The organism is Cyanobium sp. Aljojuca 7A6 (genome assembly GCF_024346455.1).
Lineage (GTDB): Bacteria > Cyanobacteriota > Cyanobacteriia > PCC-6307 > Cyanobiaceae > Cyanobium.
In genome coordinates this window covers 36,086-56,525 of record NZ_JAGQCY010000016.1, presented here as the reverse complement: position 1 = coordinate 56,525, position 20,440 = coordinate 36,086, and the positions used below count along the sequence as shown (strand labels likewise).

General features: G+C 67.0%; 17 protein-coding genes and 1 pseudogene. 7 read left to right on the top strand and 11 right to left on the bottom strand.

The features are described from left to right. Window positions 1–12: 12 nt before the first annotated feature. The 3 genes from KBY95_RS13450 to dapB form a co-directional block, all read right to left on the bottom strand. Window positions 13–267: a high light inducible protein gene (locus KBY95_RS13450; protein WP_254965644.1), complete on the bottom strand. Its 255-nt coding sequence runs from the start codon at window positions 265–267 to the stop codon at window positions 13–15. A gap of 65 nt (window positions 268–332) precedes the next feature. After that, entirely contained in the window at window positions 333–980 is a 648-nt protein-coding gene (locus KBY95_RS13445) for a hypothetical protein (protein ID WP_254965643.1), read from the bottom strand. Between the two features lie 19 nt (window positions 981–999). Then, window positions 1,000–1,866, bottom strand: coding sequence for a 4-hydroxy-tetrahydrodipicolinate reductase (gene dapB, locus KBY95_RS13440; RefSeq protein WP_254965642.1), 867 nt, complete (start codon window positions 1,864–1,866; stop codon window positions 1,000–1,002). Between the two features lie 137 nt (window positions 1,867–2,003). Between dapB and KBY95_RS13435 the strand changes: the two genes are divergently transcribed. Together KBY95_RS13435 and KBY95_RS13430 are read left to right on the top strand one after the other, a co-directional pair. Further along, window positions 2,004–6,026: a magnesium chelatase subunit H gene (locus KBY95_RS13435; RefSeq protein WP_254965640.1), complete on the top strand. Its 4,023-nt coding sequence runs from the start codon at window positions 2,004–2,006 to the stop codon at window positions 6,024–6,026. Between the two features lie 257 nt (window positions 6,027–6,283). Next, window positions 6,284–6,487, top strand: coding sequence for a CsbD family protein (locus KBY95_RS13430; protein ID WP_254965639.1), 204 nt, complete (start codon window positions 6,284–6,286; stop codon window positions 6,485–6,487). Window positions 6,488–6,686: 199 nt separating this feature from the next. On the opposite strand, the gene pstS is transcribed toward KBY95_RS13430, so the two are convergent. Then, window positions 6,687–7,694 carry a phosphate ABC transporter substrate-binding protein PstS gene (gene pstS / locus KBY95_RS13425; protein WP_254965638.1) on the bottom strand — a complete coding sequence of 336 codons (1,008 nt, stop codon included), beginning with the start codon at window positions 7,692–7,694 and terminating at the stop codon, window positions 6,687–6,689. Between the two features lie 325 nt (window positions 7,695–8,019). Between pstS and fldA the strand changes: the two genes are divergently transcribed. Beyond that, a complete protein-coding gene (gene fldA, locus KBY95_RS13420) occupies window positions 8,020–8,544 on the top strand; it encodes a flavodoxin FldA (RefSeq protein ID WP_254965662.1) in 525 nt (174 codons plus the stop codon). Between the two features lie 35 nt (window positions 8,545–8,579). On the opposite strand, the gene KBY95_RS13415 is transcribed toward fldA, so the two are convergent. After that, the gene (locus KBY95_RS13415; protein ID WP_254965637.1) at window positions 8,580–8,795 is read right to left on the bottom strand and encodes a hypothetical protein; all 216 of its coding nucleotides are present in this window, start codon (window positions 8,793–8,795) and stop codon (window positions 8,580–8,582) included. Window positions 8,796–8,985: 190 nt separating this feature from the next. Here KBY95_RS13415 and KBY95_RS13410 point away from each other — a divergent pair, with 190 nt between their 5' ends. Both KBY95_RS13410 and feoB read left to right on the top strand, forming a co-directional pair. Further along, window positions 8,986–9,513, top strand: coding sequence for a ferritin (locus tag KBY95_RS13410; RefSeq protein ID WP_254965636.1), 528 nt, complete (start codon window positions 8,986–8,988; stop codon window positions 9,511–9,513). 240 nt (window positions 9,514–9,753) lie between these two features. After that, window positions 9,754–11,541, top strand: a complete 1,788-nt coding sequence (gene feoB, locus KBY95_RS13405) for a ferrous iron transport protein B (RefSeq protein WP_396095027.1) — start codon at window positions 9,754–9,756, stop codon at window positions 11,539–11,541. A gap of 32 nt (window positions 11,542–11,573) precedes the next feature. Here the strand turns inward: feoB and KBY95_RS13400 are convergent, their stop codons facing one another. The 4 genes from KBY95_RS13400 to KBY95_RS13385 all read right to left on the bottom strand — a co-directional run bounded on the left by KBY95_RS13400 (window position 11,574) and on the right by KBY95_RS13385 (window position 14,658). Next, window positions 11,574–11,807, bottom strand: coding sequence for a FeoA family protein (locus tag KBY95_RS13400; RefSeq protein WP_254965634.1), 234 nt, complete (start codon window positions 11,805–11,807; stop codon window positions 11,574–11,576). A gap of 69 nt (window positions 11,808–11,876) precedes the next feature. After that, the gene (locus KBY95_RS13395; RefSeq protein WP_254965633.1) at window positions 11,877–12,185 is read right to left on the bottom strand and encodes a hypothetical protein; all 309 of its coding nucleotides are present in this window, start codon (window positions 12,183–12,185) and stop codon (window positions 11,877–11,879) included. A 108-nt stretch (window positions 12,186–12,293) separates the two neighbouring features. Then, a complete protein-coding gene (locus tag KBY95_RS13390) occupies window positions 12,294–13,412 on the bottom strand; it encodes a UDP-2,3-diacylglucosamine diphosphatase (RefSeq protein WP_254965632.1) in 1,119 nt (372 codons plus the stop codon). A gap of 229 nt (window positions 13,413–13,641) precedes the next feature. Further along, window positions 13,642–14,658 carry a substrate-binding domain-containing protein gene (locus tag KBY95_RS13385; RefSeq protein ID WP_254965631.1) on the bottom strand — a complete coding sequence of 339 codons (1,017 nt, stop codon included), beginning with the start codon at window positions 14,656–14,658 and terminating at the stop codon, window positions 13,642–13,644. A 111-nt stretch (window positions 14,659–14,769) separates the two neighbouring features. On the opposite strand from KBY95_RS13385, the gene KBY95_RS13380 reads away from it, so the two are divergent. Together KBY95_RS13380 and KBY95_RS13375 are read left to right on the top strand one after the other, a co-directional pair. After that, entirely contained in the window at window positions 14,770–16,455 is a 1,686-nt protein-coding gene (locus KBY95_RS13380) for a VWA domain-containing protein (protein ID WP_254965630.1), read from the top strand. Then, a complete protein-coding gene (locus tag KBY95_RS13375; RefSeq protein ID WP_254965629.1) occupies window positions 16,455–17,216 on the top strand; it encodes a hypothetical protein in 762 nt (253 codons plus the stop codon). The genes KBY95_RS13380 and KBY95_RS13375 overlap by 1 nt, the downstream gene beginning before the upstream one ends. Before the next feature lie 6 nt (window positions 17,217–17,222). Here KBY95_RS13375 and KBY95_RS13370 read toward each other — a convergent pair. Further along, window positions 17,223–19,391 (bottom strand): annotated as a pseudogene (locus KBY95_RS13370) (PhoX family protein); the annotation flags it as partial. Continuing rightward, window positions 19,388–20,392 (bottom strand): esterase-like activity of phytase family protein, encoded by a 1,005-nt coding sequence (locus tag KBY95_RS13365; protein ID WP_254965628.1) that lies wholly within the window; start codon window positions 20,390–20,392, stop codon window positions 19,388–19,390. The pseudogene KBY95_RS13370 and the gene KBY95_RS13365, both read right to left, overlap by 4 nt. Window positions 20,393–20,440: the final 48 nt, after the last annotated feature.

The window sequence follows — 20,440 nt, the reverse complement described above, 5'->3', positions numbered from 1 at the left end:
GGGCGGCCGTGATCAGCCGATGCCGAGCAGACCGCGGGTGAAGGCTTCGCCGCCCAGGGCGAATTCGGTGGCGAGCAGGGCGATGAAGCCGAGCATGGCCATGCGTCCATTCAGCTTTTCGGCGCGCTCGTGGAAGCCCCAGCCGCTCTCGGCACTCACCACTTCCATGCGGGGCTCCATGGCAAACGCATTGAGGCGACCGCCGTCTTCGGTGGTGACGGTGGCGCCGCGGATGGTGGCGGGAGCGGTAGGGGTGGCGGCGGTCATGGGAGGACTCCTTGAGAAGTGTTACGAGAATTGTAACGCAATGTTTCGGATCTGTCCAGCTTCCCTCACCCCAGGCGCCGCAGACAGAGCTCTTCGAAGGCCGGCCGCAGCAGGTAGGGGTACTCCCCCACCCACTGCTTCAGCTGGGGCAGCCAGCCATCGGAGAGGGCTCCGATGCGGGAGAAATCCTTGCGCTCACTCAGCACCAGGCAGCGGATCACCATCCCTGGCCGGATCAACGCATGCTTCTTTTCCAGCGGGAAGCGGATCTGGCCCAGGTAGCCCTCCTCGTCCTCCAGCTCCAGGCACAGCCAGGTGCGCCGGTTCTCGACCAGCTCGAGCCGCCCGTCGCGATTGGCCTGCTCCCGCCGGTTCTCCACCACCTCCCGCCGGAACAGGTCGGCCACCACCCCCTCGAAGATCGCGGCCGCCGGGTAGCGCCGCAGCAGCGCGTTGCGGCGGCCCGCTTCCAGGATCGGACCCCACAGCACATAGAGAAGAAACACGAAGCCCACCACCAGGAACACCGGACCGGCCTGGCTGCGAAACAGAAGCACCTGGCTGATCAGCAGCGAGATCACCCCGCCGATCACCGAAATCAGCACCCGCTGCAGCAGTTTGCGCGGATCGCCGCTGCTGGCGCTGAACTGGGAGCCGGTGGCCACCGCCGGGATCAGGCGGACCAGTTCGCCGGGTTTGAGGGGGATCAGCATCGGCTCAGAGAGGAGTGGCTCACAGGAGCCTCTCCAGTCCATAGACCAGGCCCCCCAGGCGGCGCACCTTGCGAACCGTGAGCAGCACCCCGGGCATGTAGGCGCTGCGGTCAATCGTGTCGTGGCGCAGGGTGTAGGTCTCGCCGGGGGAGCCGAACATCACCTCCTGGTGGGCCACCAGCCCGGGCAGCCGCACCGAATGCAGCCGCAGCCCGCTGTCCCGCAGCCCGCCCCGGCAGCCGGGCAGGCTCTCGTGCTCCTCCACCTGGGAGGGATTGAACGGCTTGCCGAGTTCTTCCATCAGTTCGGCGGTCTTGAGGCAGGTGCCGCTGGGGGCATCGGCCTTGCGGTTGTGGTGCAGCTCGGTGAGCTCCGCGTAGTCATAGAAGCGCGCTGCTGCCGCCGCCGCCTGCTGCAGCAGCACCATGCCCACGCAGAAGTTGGGCACCACGGCGCCCCCCATCGAGGCCTTGTCGGCGAAGCTGGCCAGATCCGCCAGCTGGTCGGGCCGCAGGCCGGTGGTGCCGATCACCGGATGCACGCCGTAGGCGAAGGCGCCTCGGCAGTGCTCGAAGACGACGCTGGGGTGGGTGAAGTCGACCAGCACCGCCCCGCCGCCCGGCCCGGCCTGCCGCACCGCCTGGCTCGCCTGGCAGAGGGTGCCCTCGAAGTCGGCGCTCAGCGCCACCTCCAGCTCCCCGAGGCCCAGAACCAGTCCCACATCCTCCCCTTCCTGGCCCGGGGTGGTGTCGATGGCTCCCACCAGGGTGCAATCGGGGGCTGCCAGCACGGCCTTGATCACCTCGACGCCCATCCGGCCCAGGGCCCCGGCCACCACCACCGGGATCGGTGCCGGCTCTGCTGGGGACGGGGAGGTCGCGGTCATGGGCGGCTAGCACTCCAGGCGAGCCTATGTGGCCTGGCCCTCCGGCAGGGCGTGGGCCTGTAACGCTGCGCTGCAACCGATCGCGTCCCCGGCGGGAGCTCCGTAGGCTGCTTCACATTGCTCAACGCTGCCGCCGCATGTTCACGCAGGTCCGTTCCGCCAGCCGCCGGGTCAGCCCTGCCTCCACCGATGGCGCCAACGACCGGGTGGTGATGAAGGCCGTCTATGTGGTGCTCGAACCCCAGTATCAGAACGCCCTCACCACTGCCGCCACCGGCCTCAATGACCAGAACGGGCCCCTGGCGGTGGAGCTCAGCGGCTACCTGATCGAGGAGCTGCGCGATCCGGCCAACTACGCCGACTTCTGCGCCGACGTGGCCGCCGCCGATGTCTTCATCGCCTCGCTGATCTTCATCGAGGACCTCGCCCAGAAGGTGGTGGAGGCGGTGGCGCCGCACCGCGACCGGCTCAAGGCGGTGGTGGTGTTCCCGTCGATGCCGGAGGTGATGCGCCTCAACAAGCTCGGCACCTTCTCGATGGCCCAGCTGGGCCAGAGCAAGAGCGCCATCGCCCAGTTCATGCGCAAGCGCAAGGAAGCCAATGGGGCCGGCTTCCAGGACGCCATGCTCAAGCTGCTGAACACCCTGCCGACGGTGCTCAAGTACCTGCCGGTGGAGAAGGCCCAGGACGCCCGTTCCTTCATGCTCAGCTTCCAGTACTGGCTGGGGGGAACGCCGGACAACCTGCGCAACTTCCTGCTGATGCTGGCCGACCGCTACGTGTTCGGCAAAGCGGAGCTGGGCCGGCCCCAGCTCACCGTGGCTGACCCGGTGGTGTTCCCCGATCTGGGCATCTGGCACCCGATGGCGCCGGGGATGTTCGAGGACCTCAAGGAGTACCTCAACTGGAGCGCCAGCCGCGCCGACCTGAGCGACAAGGCCCGCCAGGGGCCGGTGATCGGCCTGGTGCTGCAGCGCAGCCACATCGTCACCGGCGATGACGCCCACTACGTGGCAATCATTCAGGAGCTCGAATACCGGGGCGCCACGGTGATTCCCTTGTTCTGCGGCGGCCTCGACTTCTCCCGTCCCGTTTCCTCCTTCTTCTACGACCCGCTCCAGCCCGACCAACCCCTGGTGGATGGGGTGGTGAGCCTCACCGGCTTCGCCCTGGTGGGCGGCCCGGCCCGCCAGGACCACCCCAAGGCGATCGAAACCCTCAAGCGGCTCAACCGGCCCTACATGGTGGCCCTGCCCCTGGTGTTCCAGACGACGCAGGAGTGGGAGGAGAGCGATCTGGGGCTGCACCCGGTGCAGGTGGCCCTGCAGATCGCCATCCCCGAACTCGACGGCGCCATCGAACCGATCGTGCTGTCGGGGCGCGATGACGCCACCGGCAAGGCCCACACCCTGCAGGACCGGGTGGATGCCATCGCCGAACGGGCCATCCGCTGGGCCTCGCTGCGGATCAAGCCGCGGGCTGAAAAGAAGCTGGCGATCACCGTGTTCAGCTTCCCTCCCGACAAGGGCAACGTGGGCACCGCCGCCTACCTCGATGTGTTCGGCTCGATCTTCCGCGTGCTGGAGGAGATGAAGGCGAAGGGCTACAGGGTGGACGCCATGCCTCGCACCCCGAAGGAGCTGATGCAGGCGGTGCTCAGCGATCCGGAGGCCCTCGAAGGCGCCCCTGAGCTGGCGATCGCCCACCGCATGAGCGTCGAGGAGTACGAGCGGCTCACCCCCTACTCCGAACGCCTGGAAGAGAACTGGGGCAAGCCCCCGGGCAGCCTCAACTCCGACGGCACCAACCTCCTGATCTACGGCCACCACTTCGGCAACGTGTTCGTGGGGGTGCAGCCCACCTTCGGCTACGAGGGCGATCCGATGCGCCTCCTCTACTCGCGCAGCGCCAGCCCCCACCATGGCTTCGCCGCTTATTACACCTACCTGGAGAAGGTCTGGGGTGCCGATGCGGTGCTGCACTTCGGCACCCATGGCTCGCTGGAGTTCATGCCGGGCAAGCAGATGGGCATGAGCGAAACCTGCTACCCCGATTCGCTCATCGGCGCCCTGCCCAACCTCTATTACTACGCCGCCAACAACCCCTCGGAGGCCACCATCGCCAAGCGGCGCGGCTATGCCTCCACGATCAGCTACCTCACCCCGCCGGCCGAGAATGCCGGCCTCTACAAGGGCCTCAAGGAGCTGGGTGAGCTGGTGGGCTCCTACCAGCAGTTGCGCGAGAGCTCCAGAGGCGTGCAGATTGTCAACGCGATCATCGAAACGGCCCGCCAGTGCAACCTCGATAAAGATGTGGTGTTGCCCGAGGGCGATGCCGATGCGGCGGCGCTCGATCGCGACGGTCGTGATGGGGTGGTGGGGGCCGTGTACCGCCAGCTGATGGAGATCGAGAGCCGGCTGCTGCCCTGCGGCCTGCACACCATCGGCAAGCCGCCCACCGCCGAGGAGGCGATCGCCACCCTGGTGAGCATCTCCGCCCTGGAGCGGGAAGAGGAGGGCCTGCGTTCCCTGCCGGCCCTGCTGGCCGAGAGCCGCGGCCGCACCATCGCCGAGGTTTACAGCGGCAACGACGCGGGCGTGCTGGCGGATGTGGAGCTCAACCGGGTGATCACCGAGGCCTGCCGTTCGGCGGTGGGGGCCATGGTGCGCCAGGTCACCGGCAGCGACGGCCGGGTGAGCCTGCAGCGCCGCTTCGTCTGGTTCTTCGACCTGCTGGAGCGCGTCGGCTACCGCCTGCCCAGCCCCTGGCTGAGTGCCTGCCGCCAGGCGGGCTTCGCCGATGTGGATGTCACCGAGCTGGATCGCCAGTTCACCTACCTGCGCTTCTGCCTGGAGCAGATCTGCGCCGACATGGAGATGGAGAGCCTGCTGCGGGCCCTCGATGGCGAGTACGTGCTGCCCGGGCCAGGTGGGGATCCGATCCGCAACCCCGGGGTGCTGCCCAGCGGCAAGAACATCCACGCCCTCGATCCCCAGGCCATCCCCACCCGGGCGGCCATCGCGGCGGCCAAGGTGGTGGTCGACCGGCTGATCGAGCGCCAGAAGGCCGAGCAGGGCACCTGGCCCGAAACCATCGCCTGCGTCCTCTGGGGCACCGACAACATCAAGACCTACGGCGAATCCCTCGCCCAGATCCTCTGGTTCATCGGCGTGCGCCCCGTGGCCGATTCCCTCGGCCGGGTCAACAAACTTGAATTGCTCTCCCTCGAGGAGCTGGGCCGGCCCCGCATCGATGTGGTGGTGAACTGTTCGGGCGTGTTCCGCGACCTGTTCATCAACCAGATGGGCCTGATCGACCAGGGGGTCAAGATGGCCGCCGAGGCCGATGAGCCCCTGGAGATGAACTTCGTGCGCAAGCACAGCCAGGAGCAGGCCGCCGAGCAGGGCATTTCCCTGCGGGATGCCGCCACCCGGGTGTTCTCCAACGCCAGCGGCAGCTACAGCTCCAACGTCAACCTGGCGGTGGAGAACAGCACCTGGGAGGAGGAGGGTGAGCTGCAGGAGATGTATCTCAGTCGCAAGACGTTTGCCTTCAACGCCGACAATCCCGGCGAGATGAACCAGAACCGTGAGGTGTTCGAATCGGCGATGAAGACCGCCGATGTCACGTTCCAGAACCTGGATTCGGCGGAGATCTCCCTCACCGATGTGAGCCATTACTTCGACTCCGACCCCACCAAGCTGATCGCCGGCCTGCGCGACGACGGCAAGGCCCCCACCAGCTACATCGCTGATACCACCACCGCCAACGCCCAGGTGCGTTCCCTGAGCGAAACCATCCGCCTCGATTCCCGCACCAAGCTGCTCAACCCCAAGTGGTACGAGGGCATGCTGAATTCCGGCTACGAGGGGGTGCGGGAGGTGGCCAAGCGGCTCAACTTCACCCTGGGCTGGAGTGCCACCAGCGGCGCGGTCGACAACTTTGTGTATGAGGAGGCCAACGACACCTTCATCAACGATCCCGAGATGCGCCAGCGGCTGATGGACCTCAACCCCCACAGCTTCCGCCGCATCGTCGGCACCCTGCTGGAGGTGAACGGCCGCGGTTACTGGGAGACCTCAGACGAGAACATCGCCCAGCTGCAGGAGATCTACCAGGAAATCGAGGACCGGATCGAGGGGGTGAGCGGCCAGGCCTGATCGTTCAGGGCTCTGGTTGATGCCGCAGCCTTTAACAGCAGATGCGCTGCATGGAGAGAAAGAGCGTCGATATCCTCATAACTCTTAATATCTCCCGCAGGGGCCGTGGCCGCTGAGCTTTTCGCCTGGGTCTGTGGCGGCAACCTGCTTTGCCCGCGGATCCACCGCCTGCCGCAGCGATTCCTGCGTAGGACTGAGTGGTGCCATTGGTGGCATCGTTGATCCACCCAGCTCCATTCCCTACACCTCTGAGAACCATGTCTAACAAACTCGACGCCGCAGCCAAAGAGGCTGAAGGCAAACTCCAGTCCGCCGTCGGCTCCATCACTGGCGATAAGGGACAACAAATCAAAGGCGAAGCCAAGCAAGTCCAGGCCGAGGCCATGAAGGCGGAAGCCCAATTGAAGGAGGAAGCGAAGAAGGCGGCCAAGAAGCTTGATGAGGCCACAGACCAGAGCTGACAACTGCCAGTCGTCATCGTTCATAGCCATGACCATGCCCGGGGCGTGAAACACTCCCCGGATTTCTCACCAAGTGGATCAGTACGGCCACGACGCTGTGCTTATCTGCCGCTTTTGAGTGAGTGAAATGATTGGCACTAAAAAGGGGGCCGAAAGGCCCCCCGAACTTACCCTCAAGGGGTGAGTCGATCCAACAGGATCAATTGCCGATTTTGGCCACTTCCGCGCGGGCCCGTGCCAGTACGGCGCCGGTGAGGGGCACGTAATCCAGCGACTTGGCAATGTTCTGTCCCTTGGGAGAGAGTCCCCAGAGCAGGAAGTTGCGGATGGTGGAAGCGTTGGCGCCGTTGCCGGTTTTGTAGGCCAGGATCCAGGTGAAGGAGGCGATTGGGAAGCTGTTGGCGCCGGCCGGGTTGCATTCTTCACCACCCAGGCGCCCATCGAGCTTGATGTTGTTCAGTGCGGAAGCGCCGGTGACATCATTGGCCAGTACGAACCTGCCGGCCTTGTTCTGAACAGCCGCCGGGGTGATCTTGCCCTTCACGAAGGCCTGGTTGAGGTAGCCGATCGAGCCTGGGGTGTTCTGGATCAAGCCGGCCACACCCTCATTGCCCTTACCGCCCACACCCACGGGCCACTTGACGGCCTTGCCGGTGCCCACCTTGGATTTCCACTCCGGCGAGAAGCAGGAGAGGGAGTTGGTGAACACGTAGGTGGTGCCGGAGCCATCGGAGCGGTGGGCCACCGTGATCGGTCCCTTGCCGCATTTCAGCTGGTCCCACGTCTTGATCTTGCCGAGGAAGATATCGGCCACCTGGCGCTGGGTGAGCTTGAGGTTTTTGCAGCCGGGGTTGTTGTAGGCGGGGGTGACGGTGCCGCCGATCATCGGGATCTGCAGGGCGCCACGCTTGCCGGCAGCACCGGCAGTGAACTCACCCTTCTTCTCCTGCAGCTCTTCATCGGTGGCACCGAAATCAACGCTGCCGGCGTGGAACTGACGCACACCGGAGCCGGATCCGACCGACTGATAGTTCACTCGGTTCTTGGTTTCCTTGGCGAACTCCACAGCCCAGCGCTGGTAGGCGGGGGCAGGAAAGGAGGCCCCGGCGCCGCTGATGGATCTGCTCTGGGCGATCACGGGAACGGCCAAGCCAGCGGTGACAGCGCTGGCGGCGCCAAGGATCAGGGCCTTCTTCGCGAAGGTCATCAGAAATGCCAATTGGGTGCACGTAATCAATAGCAACCCGTCCCACCCATCGGTGTTATGGGCAGGTTAACGGGTCTTCAAGGATTGGTCGGGGCTGGCTCCGTGTTCAGGGAGCGACGCTATTGAGGGCCCTGCTGAGGCAGCAACGGCTGGAGGCCCACCCGGGGATGGCGCTGCAGCAGAGCTGACTTGTTGGATGGCGCCGAGATGGAGGGGCTGACCAGAGGTCTGCTCGCTTCGTAACAGCGACTACGTTGATTCGTGCCGTCGTAGAGCTTCTTTGTGGTGGGTCAATTTAGACCGATGGGGTGTTCTGACTGTCACGATGCTCACCATCTTCTTCGCCACATCCACCGGTAAAACGGAAGACATCGCTCAATGTCTGGCCCCATTGCTGGGTTGTCCGACTGAGCTGCGCGACGTCGCCAGCCTCAGTTCCGAGCAGGACTTCTGCCGTGCCGCTGCCATGATTTGCTGCGTGCCCACCTGGAACACAGGCGCCGATTCTTTTCGCTCTGGAACTGCCTGGGATTCCTACGTGGAGGCGATACCTGAGTTGAATCTTACGGGCAAGCCCGTGGCCATTCTGGGGCTGGGCGACTCGTCCAGTTACGGCGACTATTTCTGTGATGCCATGGAGGAGCTCCACAGTGCGTTCCAGCAGGCCGGAGCCCGGATGGTGGGATCCGTGCCCACGGATGGCTACAGCTTCCAGGCCTCCAAGAGCGTCCTCCATGGTCGCTTCTGCGGTTTGCCGATTGATGAAGACTCCGAGCCCGAGCTCACCGCTGAGCGTCTCAACGCCTGGGCAGCCCAGCTGAATCGGGAGATGGTCGGATTGCTGACCTGACGGGCCTTTTCATCTCTGCTTCCTGTCCTGCATCCTCAGGGATCGACTCTCTCGATGCGCACCCACAGACTGCGGCGGGCATCCATGGTTTCCAGAAGCTCCAGGTGCTCGGCCGTGACGGCCCTGGCCTCCTCAATGCGGCCATCCAGAGACAGCTGGGAGAGTCGCTCCATGCACCAATCCCGCAGGTGGGTGAGGGTGAGCAGGCGCCTTAGAAGGGCGTCATCGTCTGAATCGGGAGTGGGCGTCATCAGCGGCCGATCATTCGGAGCCACCAATCTGTCGATCTCGCGCAGCCGCACGTTCCTGATCTGCACATCAGAGCGTGCCTTTACTGACCCTGGATGGAGCCCGTAGCCAATGTCACATCAGATTGTGTGAAATTAGCGGCGCCACCATCTGGCCCTGGCTATGGATGAAGTGGTCATCCCTGCCCTTCCCGTGAAAGAGCTCACCAGTGCCATCAACCAACACCTGGCCGCTGAGTTCCAGGCCGGCCACACCTATCTGGCCATGTCGATCTGGTTGCGGGAAAAGGATCTGGCTGGTTTTTCCGCCTACATGCACGCCAAGAGCCAGGAGGAGCGCGACCACGCGGCCCGCATGATCGCCTACCTGGTGGACAGCGACGAACAGGTGGAACTGCCCACGATTGAGGCCCCGGAGCGGAGCTGGCCCTCGGTACAGGCGCTGTTCGATCTTGTCTACGAGATGGAAAAGGGGGTCACCGCCTCCATCAACCGCCTCTATGCCATCGCCGAGACCGTTGGCGAACGCAGTGCCACCGCCATGCTCGATTGGTTCGTCGCTGAACAGCTCCAGGAGGAGGCCGAAGCACGCTTCGTGCGCAAGCGTCTGCGCCTGGCCGGCGACAACAGTGCCGCCCTGTTGCTCCTGGATCAGCAGTTCCTGGAAGGGACGGCCCTGACCCATGTCAAAGGTGGCCTTAGTGGTGACAGGGGAGCCTGATGCGACATCCGTTCCATGGTTTAATCCCGTTACTGTGTTATCGGGATCTGAGGTTTCAACTTGATCGTGGTGTCCATGGCCGGCTCTGAACTCGCCAGCACCAGCCCTGCGGAGCCTTGTCCCTCCTCACCACCCCAGCGCCGAGCCGGTTGGCGCTGGGGCGGTTCAGGCTCCTGCCATGGCTCGGAGGAGCGCAGGCGCCGCGGCGCTGGTGAGGGCTTTCAGCTCGCCTTGCTGGGGATGCCGAACACCGGTAAGTCGACCCTCTACAACCGGCTCACAGGTGGCCATGCGCAGATCGCCAACTGGCCTGGCCTGACGGTGGACCTGTTGCGGGGACCCATGCCAGCCGACCGCAACGGCACTCCCTATGACCTGGTGGACTTGCCGGGGATCCATGACCTGACCGGCAGCAGTGAGGACGAGGCCGTGGTGCAGCGCTTCATGCGCAACACCCCACCCGATCTGGTGCTCGTGGTTCTGAATGCCAGCCAGATCAACAGCCAGCTGCGGCTGTTGCTGCAGATCCAAGCACTGGGTCTGCCGGTCGTTGCCGCGCTCAACATGAGCGATGAAGCCCGGCGTTTCGGGGTCGCGATCGATCATCAGGGGCTTTCGCAGGCCCTCGGCCTGCCGGTGCTGCCTCTGAGCGCCAAGAACAACCAGGGCATCCAGGCGCTGATTGACCAGCTGCACCATTGGGGTGAAACCCATAGCCCCCACGACGGAGGGGCTCGCCAGCCCACCCAGCTCGGATCCCGGCTGCCGGACGACTGGCAACAGGAGCTGGTGGCCCGCTACGTGACGCTGCCGGAAACGCTGCGCAACCGCCGCACACGCCTGGTCGATCGCGTGCTGCTGAATCCGCTGCTGGGGGTGGCGATCTTCCTCGCGATCGTGATGGTCGTGTTCCAGGTGCTGTATGCGATCACCGCTCCGCTGCAGGACCTCCTGGGATCCGGGCTCGAATGGATTGAGTCCAGCTGGCTGGAACCAGGCCTGCAGCTGCTGGAGGCTCCTGATGGGCTGAAGCGTTTCCTGTTGGACGGCCTCTGGCTGGGTGTGAGCACGGTGGCCACCTTTCTGCCCCTGATCTTCGTGTTTTACGTGATGATCGGAATCATCGAAGATTCCGGCTATCTGCCGCGTGCCGCCTTTCTGATGGATGGCTTCATGCGCTGGCTGGGGCTGGATGGACGGGCCTTCGTGCTGCAGGTCATGGGCTTTGGCTGCAATGTGCCCTCGATCATGGGAACGCGGGTGATCCGGGATCGGGGCATGCGCCTTCTGGCGATGTTGTGCATTCCCTTCGCCCTCTGTCAGGCCAGGCTGACCGTGTTCATCTTCATGGCCGGTGTCTTCTTCCCCAGGCCTTGGTGGGCGCCAGGGCTGGTGCTCTTCGGTTTCTATGGGATGAGTTTCGCGGCAGCCGTGATCACGGGGCTTGTGTTCAAGCGAGCCTATCCGAATGACGAGGCCTTCGTGCTTGAACTTCCCCCCTATCGGACCCCCAGCCTGACCACCATCCTGCGCCGCGGCTGGACCTCCATGCTGAACTTTCTGGTCACCACCCGCGTGTTCATCATCGTGGGTGCTGGCGCCATCTGGCTGCTCACTAACCTTCCCCCTGGTGCGGCAGAGGGATCCGGTCGTACGCTCGCGGCGGGGATCGGTCATCTGTTCCAGCCGCTGTTGGGGCCGATCGGTATGAACCCCGAGCTCACTGTGTCCCTGTTCTTTGGCTTCATTGCCAAGGAAATCCTGCTGGGAGCGATGGCGGTGATCTACAAGACCACGGAATCTGGCCTTGGTGGCGCGATCCAGAGTGCCATCACGCCGTTGCAGTCGCTCAGCTTCATGACGTTCGTGCTTCTCTACACCCCCTGCCTGGGAACAGTGGCGGCCCAGATTCAGGAAGCCAAGAGCCGCAGCTTTGCCCTCCTGTCCCTTGGTTGGTCGCTGTTGTTGGCCTGGGTGCTGGCCTTGATCGTGTATCAGGGTGGTGGCTTCATCCTGTCCCTGAGCTGAGCAGAAACGTGGACGAGGGACGACGTGTTCGTTCAGTGAGGCGCGATCACGTTCACGTCCATTTCGGCGGCCTGTTCATGGCGAAGCATGAATTCAAGCAGGCCACTGGAAAGATGCAGGATGCCGCCGGGTTTGCCATGCCGCAGCACTTCAATTTCCACGCCAGGCTTCACACCCATTGACTGCAGACGACGTTGCAAGCCGGGATGAGCCGGCAGGCAGGTGATCGAAACCCGAGCACCTGCTGGAACCTGACTGAGGGGCATGAAATCTTCCTTTCTTAAGCCACGATCCTAGGACAGTCCATGACAGTCCAACCCAGAACGTTGGATCGGTCACGGTGAAGTCGTGGACTGTTGATAGGCCCGCAGTAGCGACCTCGCCAGCTCACGCTCGACCTGCATCTTCAGTTGCTCCACATTCTGCATCTCCTTGTATAATCGATTCAATTCAAGTTCCTGGATCTGAAGATGCTGAACCAGGCTGATCTGGGCCTGTGTTAACTGGGGATGATCCATTGTGATCGCCGCCATCGCATCGCCGCGTCGGATCCGGTTCAGCACCTCTTGGGTCACTGGAGTTGCCACTGATCGGGAACCAATGATGTCCCAGATCGCCAACGGGGAGCAGTTCGCGTCAGACATGGAAAGGCACCTTTTTGGGATATAGCCTATGCAGCCGCCAGATGCTGTCTTGTGAATAATGAGACAGGGATTTGTTGCAGCCATCACCAGGACATGAGGCCAAGCCCGTCAGTCCCGGAAGGCCGCCCCCAGACTGGCCACCCCCAGACCACACCCCGGGCAGGGACGCATCGGATAGGTGTTGAAGGGGAAGCGGGGGGGCTGGAAGGGTTCGATGCCCTGGCGTCGATCGAATCGCACCATCCCGACGGTGCCGTTGTGGGCCACCACCAGCGCTGTGCGACCCAGTCGCCGCTGGCTGCGGGCCCAGCTGCCGGTGTTGTAGTAGGTGATGTGGCAGGGGCCGTCGCCCTCGCTGACCGGCCCAGGCAGGCCCAGGGGCGTGGCTTCGGGGATGTGGGTGTGGCCATTGATCAGCCCGTCGAGGGCCTGCGGGCCCCGTCCCTCCCGTTGCAGGTGCTGGACGATCCGGCGCTTGATCAGCCGGTCGTGCCCCGTGCGGCTCTTGAGGGCACTCTCGAGCACGAAGGCCAGGGAGAACCCCCCGGAGGAGTTCAGCCCCCGGCTGATCGGGATCGGCCACTCCTGGTGACTGGCGAGCAGATCCACGGCGCTCTGCAGGATTCCTTCGGCGTTCCAGCCGGCCGGCAGTGGCCCGTTGGCCGGACGGGTGAAGGGGAAGAGCAGGCCATTGATGCCGGCGCTGTAGTGCTCCTGCAGCCGGGCCAGCCCCTCGGCCGCACCGGCGTGAAAGCGGATCAGCCGGTCGTACTCGTCGCCGTGGCGCACCAGCAGCCGCTTCCCTGAGGGGGTGCAGTACACGTCCTGCCGCCGAATCGTGAAGCCAGGCCGCTCCAGGCCGGCGTGGCGGCGCAGGTAGGCATCGTGGTTGCCGGGGATGTAGGTGATGGCCACCCCGTCCCGGTGCAGGGCCTGAAACCGCTCCAGCACCCGGCGATGGGAGGTCCGCAGCAGCTGGGCCTTCTGCCACGTCTCGCTGGTCAAGGGATCTTCGTCTTCACGGGCCAGCAGGGCGTCGATCAGATCGGTGAGAAAGTCGGCATCGACGTTGGCGTTGAAGCGGATCGCCTGCAGATCGATGATGTCGCCGACGAGGAACAACTGCCGGGGCCGGATGCACTCCAGAAACGCCGCCAGGTGGCCGGCTTCACACTGATTGGAGCCCAGATGCAGATCGGAGATGAACAGGGCGTCGCAGGTGAGCACAACCTTCTGGCAGGTGGATCGGAGCCCAGAGGCTGGGCGCGCTCAGGCCTGAAGCTCCGCCATGGTGACACGATCCCGGCGTGGATCACCGCGAACCCAGTAACAGCCAGACAGGCCGAATCCTGCAACCTTTGCATCGCTTGGTCGCAGCAATCGCTTCGCCGTCGTCCGTCGTCTGCCGCACCACCCCAGGTGGCTGGAAACACCTAGCTGCGTTTGTTCTGCCCCTTCAGCCGGCCTGTTGCCAGAACCGCAGCAGCTCCTCCCGTTCAGTTGGCGAGGGGGGCGGCAGGCGCTTCACGCCGCTGGCGGCCGGGCTGCCACCGCCGCCGTCGGCGCCGCGGAATCCCAGGCGCCTGAGCACCCCCTGGCCTTCCTGGGAGAGCAGAAAGGCCACGAATCGCTCGCCGTCCTGCTTGCCGCCGGCCGCTTCCCCCTGCAGCACGGCCGCCGCCAGCACGGTCTCGATGGTGGGATTCGGAACGAAAAGTTCGTAGCCCCCCGGACGCTGGCGGCTGGCCTCGTGCTGCCGGGCCAGGGCCGAGGCTTCGTACACCAGTGCCAGGTCGCCCTCGTTGGGGCCGCCACTGATGAATTCCTGCAGCAGGATGTCTGTGGAGCGAGCCGGGCGGTAGACGGCGCGGCGAAGGGCGGCGGCACAATCGGCGCCGCTCTGGCCCCGGCACCAGAGCGCCAGGGTCAGCTGGCCCGAGTTGGAGCGCATCGGGTCGGTGCTGCGCAGATCGACACTGCCCCAGCTCGCCGGGGCGCCCAGGGCCCCCCACTGGCCCGCCGCCGCGGCTCGCCGCAGCTGGGGCCAGGAGAAGCGGCCGTCCGGGAACAGTCGTTGGGCCCGTTCCGGCCAGGCCACGGCCACCAGCAGGGTGCGGGCGACGGGAACGGGGGGTTGTAGGAAGGGGGCTGGCACCCCCTGGGCCTGGAGCTCGCCGGCCAGCTGGTTGAGCAGGTCCCGGTTAGCGGGGATCAGCACCCGCGGCCGTTGCGGCCCCTCCTCGCGGGCGCGGTTGACCATGTCCTGGGCACCCTGCACTTTCCAGGCCAGGTCGATGCCGCCGTGGCGGCGTTCGAACAGGGGTTCGAGTTCACCCATGGCGCCGGCCAGTTCCGACCCCACCGCCACCACCAGCGGCCGCCGCAGCCCGGGCAGGGGGGCCGTCGCCAGGGCCAGGGAGGCGCCGGCGATCAGGAGCGAAAGCAGGCGCCTGCGGCTCAGGGTCGCTTCCAATGGACACGTCCGGGTACCCAGCAGTCTGAACGCGGCGGCGGCACCCGCCACCGGCGCCCTGGAGCCATCGCTCCTTGCCAGCAGAATGGGGGCACCTTTCCGACCCGCTCCATGGCACGGGCCCTGCGGTTGGCTGCCCTCACCACCGCGCTTCTCGGCCTGCCGATCAGCGGCTGCAACCTTGTGGCCCCGCCCCCGCTGGAGCTGCAGATGCTGGTGGGCAGCGCCCTGACGGGCTTCTGCCAGGAGGCGGCCAAGGCGATCGCCCAGTCGCCGCCGCGGCTGGCCGATCGCACCCCCGTGCTCCTCCGCTGCCGGGCCGCCGGCAGCGGCGATGTGGTCAGCGAAGTGGAAACCCACGCCAAGGGGGTGCTCCAGGGCGGCCAGGCGGCCGACGATCCGCGCATCCCCACCCTGGTCTCGGTGGATGGCGAGATCTATCTCGATCTGCTGCGGCACCGGCTGCAGCGTCTGGCCCCCACGCGGGAGCTGATTCCGGCGCCGGCCGATGCGCCGGCCCTGGCCTCCAGCCCGATGGTGTTCATGACCAGCCCGGCCCTGGCGAAGGGCCTCGACCGGCCCGATCCCTTCGCCGCCCTGGGCCGCAGCACCAACCACCGCCAGCTGGATCCGGCCGCACCCTCCCAGCCGATCCGTTACGTCCACACCGCTCCCACCCGCTCCAATTCGGGCCTGCAGACCCTGGTGGCGATGGTGGCTGAAGTGGCCGGCAAACGACCCGAGCTGCTCACCCTGGCGGATGTGCAGGCCCACGGCGACAAGGTGGCGGCGATCGAGCGCCACGTGACCCGCTACGGCAGCTCCACCGACGAACTGGCCCGGGCGATGCAGCGCAACGGCCCCTTCTGGGCCTCGGTGGGTTCGGTTTACGAGTCGTCGGTGGTGGCGGCCAATGCCTCCCGCCAGGCCGACCAGGAGCCCCTCAAGGCGGTGTATCCCCGGTCCACCTACGCCAGCACGATGCGGGCGATCCTCCCTGAGGCCCCCTGGGTGTCCCCCCAGGAAAAGCAGGCGGCCCTGTTGATCATCGAGCGGCTCCAGAGCCCCGAGATCCAGCGCCTCGCGGCCGAACAGGGGCTGCGGCCAGCCAACCCGGCGGTGCCCGCCAGCCGGGTCACGGCGGCCTACGGCGCCGATCCCCGGGCCGTCTACGACTCCCTGCGGGCCCCCAAGCCTGAGGTGGTGGAGGCGATCATCACCCTCTGGCGCAACCAGGCCAAGAAACCCTCCCGGGTGGCGCTGGTGGTGGACAGCTCCGGGTCGATGAAGGGGGAGAAGCTGCCGGCGGCCCAGCGCAGCCTGCAGGCCTACCTGGCCCAGATCGGTCCACGGGACACGGTGGGGTTGTTCGATTTCGACAACCGGCTGCGGCCCCCGGTGGTGGTGACGGGAGGCGGTTCCGGCGGTGAGGCGGCCGGCCGCTTCATCGGCTCGTTGGAGGCGGAGGGCGGCACCGTCCTCTACGACGCCATCCAGCAGGGCCGCGACTGGCTGCGAACCACCCGGCGCCCCGGCGAGATCCTGGCGGTGGTGGTGCTCACCGATGGCCAGGACAACGGCTCGCGTCTGTCCCTCGAAGGGCTGGGCAGCGAACTGCAGCGCAGTGGCTTCGCCGGCGATGAGCGCATCGGCGTCTTCACCATGGGCTATGGCAACAAGGGGGATTTCGACGCCGACGTGCTGCGCCGCATCGCCGAGAGCAACGGCGGCCATTTCACCACCGGCACGGCGGACAGCATCCGCCGCCGCATGGAAGATCTGCAGATGGCCTTCTGATGACGGCGCCGGCCTGGACCAACCCCCTGGACCGCCCCCTGGCGGTCGCCGCCGGCGGCGTCAGCCTGGTGCTGCTGGTGCGCGGCGTCGGGCTGGCCCTTCCCCTGGCGGTCCTGCTGGCCGTGGCTCTCAGCGTTGCCTTCGCAGCGCTCCTGCCTCAAGGGGGAACGGCCGCACGCCGCAGCCGCAGCGAGCGCCTCCACGCCGAGCGGCTTGATGCGGGCCTGGAGGAGGCCCTGGATCGGGCCAGTGGGCTGGCGGTGACGGCGTTGGCGTTGCGCCAGGAGGCTGTGGTGCGTTTCACCGACCCGGGCCATCTGGAGGCCCTGGGCAGCGTCCAGCTCTGCTGCGAACGGTTGCAGCAGCTGCCGGAACGGCTGCAGGAACGCCGGCCCCTGCTGGAGTCGGGCGCAGGGCGGCGCCTGGATCCCGACGCCCTCACCCGTCGCCTGGCCCGGGAGGAGAAGGCCCTGCAGCGGGAGGCGGAGGGGCCCCTGCGCCAGGAACGGCGACGGCTGGTGGACCAACTGCGCCGCAATCTGCAGGCGGCGAATCAGGGGATGGACGAACGGGAGGCCCGCCTGCTCGCCCTGGCCACCCGTCTCGAGGCCATCGACGGTGGCCTGCAGCAGCTGCGCCGCCAGATCGATCGCCAGTGGCCCAGCACCGAGGCCAGCGATGCCGCCATGGCGGCGGCGCTTGAACCGCTCGATGAGGCCCTCGACCAGATCGAGCGTTCTCTGGATGCCGGCACCGCCTGAGGGTCAGCTCTCCAGCAGCGGCCCGCCGGCGAGGCGCCGGATCGCCACCACTCCGGGGCGTGGGGCCCGGCCGGGCACCCCGGAGGGCCAGTTGGAGCCCTGGGGCACCCAGCGCAGCTGCTCGAAGGGGCGGCCGGAGCGATCCACCAGCCGGTGGGCCTGGGCTTCACGGGCCTCCGCAGACGGGCGGGCGCCGTGGTCCTCGCCCGGGTGCTGCACCGCCAGAAACAGGGTGGCTTCGCCGCTGTCGAAGCAGGGGCCGGTCAGTTCGGATTCCATGGGTCCTGTAGCGAAGCAGAAGGCCTCACCGGCGTGGGGCCCGCGGGAGGGCAGCACCCAGCAGCTGTTATTGCCGAACAGATCCAGATCGACCGATTTCGTCGAGCGGTCGGTCACCATCCAGATGTTCCCCAGCCGATCGATGCTGAGGTTGTCGGGATTGGCGAAGCCCAGGCCCCCCTGCCAGGGGGCGCCGCCAGTGGCCACCAGGCGCCAGCGGAAGCCCCCTGCCGGTGCCGCATCCTCATCGGCCAGGCGCATGATCCAGCCATAGGGCCAGGTGGGCTGCCCCTGGGGGCCGCGGAAGATGGCCGGGTCGGCCCGGCCGTCGCCGCTGCCGCCGCCGGCGGTGAAGGCGATCAGCAGATCGCCGCTGGCCGGATCGATCACGGTGTCTTCCGGCCGGGCCGCGGGGGTGGCCCCGATGGCGCAAGCGGCCAGGTGGGCATCGATCAGGATCGCCCCCATCCGCTCCTCGCCCTGTCCGGGGTAGAGGTCCGCCAGGGTCTGGAACCGGCGCCGGTAGTCCGCCACGGCCGCGTCGCTGCTGAAGGCTTCGGCGCCGGGCCTGAGGCGATCGGAGTGGGGCAGCAGGATCGCCTGCTCGAGGCCGAAACGGGTGAAATGGCTGGGGGGAAGCGGCGCCACCGGGCTGGAGGGCTCCAGGGGCAGCCAGCGGCCCCGGCCCTCCCCGCCGGCGGGGAGGGGCGGATCGAAACGGGCCACCTCCAGCCGCCCGGCAGTGAACAGGGCCGAATTGGCCGGGTCGGCCGGATCGCGGATCGTGGCGTCGCTGACGTAGCGGTAAAGGTGGCCGCCGTGGCGGTCGCAGCCGGAATAGACGATCAGGGGCTGGCCGGCGACGGCCTTGACCGCCACGGCCTCGTGGCGAAAGCGGCCCAGCCAGCTGTGCTTCACCGCGGCCTGCTCGGGCCGGCGCGGGTCGATCTCCACCATCCAGCCGTACTTGTTGCCCGCCAGGCCGAAGGGGTTGCCAAGGCCGTCGAGGCGCTGGCCGTCGTAGGCGAAGGGCCGCTCGGCGGGCGAGACGGAGGAGCCGTCGGCATGCACCGCCTCGGGCACCTGGCTCTGCAGGTTCTCTTCGGCGCTGAGCACGGTCCCCCAGGGGGTCTCGCCGCCGGCGCAGTTGGCGAAGCTGCCGATGATGGCGTCCCCCAGGCCGTCGTCGTAGCCGAGGCGCTCGCGGCGTCGGAACACGGCCGCCGCCGGTCCTGAGCTGCGCAGCCGCTGGGCGGGGTCGCGCCAGCCGCTGAGGCCGGTGATGCGCCGATCGAACCTCCCCGTACGGCGCCGCCAAGGGCCGCCGGGCTGCCGCTCCAGCTCGATCACACCGAGGCCCAGATCGGCCATGGCTGCCTCCGCCAGCTGGCGCATGTTCTCCAGCAGCGGATCGCCCGCCGGCAGGCTGGCGGCATCCACCCGGCCGCCCCTGGCGGCCAGGGCCTCGATCACCCCCTCAAAAGGCAGCGTCCCGCCCACGGCTTCGGCGTAGCCCTCCCGCCAGGCCCTGGCGCTGATGTATTCAAAATTCACCGTCAACAGGGCCCGATCCGCCGCCAGGGCCAGGAAGGAGAGGTGATCGTTGTTGAAGCCGAAGCGGCCCTCGGCCACCGGATCCCCCCAGACCGCCACCACGTCGGCCCGGAAGCCGTCCGGCAGCACCAGCCGGTCTTCCAGCTCGATGCGGGCATACCGGCGCTGCTGGCTGTCCGCATCGAGGCCGTCGGTGGCCACCGGCAGGGGGGTGGGCACCACAGGGAAAGGGGTTTCCCTTGTCGCGGCCCCCACTGTCTTGGCTGCCGCGGATGGCAGAGCCGCATGGGCGAAGGAACAGGCGCCGATGCCAAGCAGAGAGAGCAGATCGCGACGATTCATCGGTTCGGTTGGCAGGAGGCGCTGCGGTGGGGCACCAGCAGGGCCACGTGGTTGTCCTGTTTGGCGTTGAAATTGTCGTCCGAGGCCAGCAGCAGGCTGGCCCGGCCATCGGCCTGGGTGGGCCCCGGGGTCAGGGCCTCCCAGTTGTCTGGCGGCAGGCCGGCCGCGATCAGATCCCACTGGTGGATCGGCTCCAGCACGCCGTTCGGGTCGGCCCGGCCATCGGGCAGCGGGTAGTGGGCCAGGAGGATCTGCCACTGATCGGGGGCCTGGTAGCGCCGCAGCAGGGCCAGCAGCCCTGGCGCCGGAGCGGCAGCATCGACCACCAGCAGATCGGTCAGCCCCCAACCAGTGCCCGCGGGAATGGCCAGGCGGGCCAGGGGCCCGGGAACGGCTCCGCTGGGGCCGAGGGCCCAGCCCAGCAGCCTCACCTGGCCTGGGGGATCCTGCAGCAGGGGCGATTCTGCGGCCATCAGCAGCCGATCGGCCTGACCGGGCCGGCGCAACAGGGCCAGGGACTCCGGCCCCTTGTTGGCACCCAGACCCTTCCCCGGGGCCGGCTGCCAGTCGGGTGGCAGGGGATAGGCACGCTCCAGCTGGCCGCTGGCCCGATCAAAGACCAGCAGTTGGGCTGGTCTGTCGGTGCTGCGCCGGCCTTCACTGGCCACCCAGAGGCGGTCGCCGAGCACCACGAGCCCTTCGCCGTCCATCTCCGCCGGCAGGGGGGCCTGGGGTGAGCCTTTCAGGTCCAGCCGGAAAAGCGGCCGCAGCGGCACGCGCCCCAACTGCCGAACGCCGCTCCAGGCGCTCACGCTGCCCTGGGTGTCATCGCTGAGCAGCAGGAGCGTATCGGTGTTGCTCTGGTAGCTGGCGGCAGAGAAACCTCCGGAGGGTTGGCCGTTCGCCGCTCGGCGAGGCAGGCGCGCCCGGGCCGCCACCTCCCAGCCCGCCTCGGCCGGGCAGGGCAGCAGGGGGGGTGGGACGACGGGCGGCACAACCATGGTCAGATTCTCCTGTCGGCGAGGGGCGGCGGCGGCATCCGGGGACAC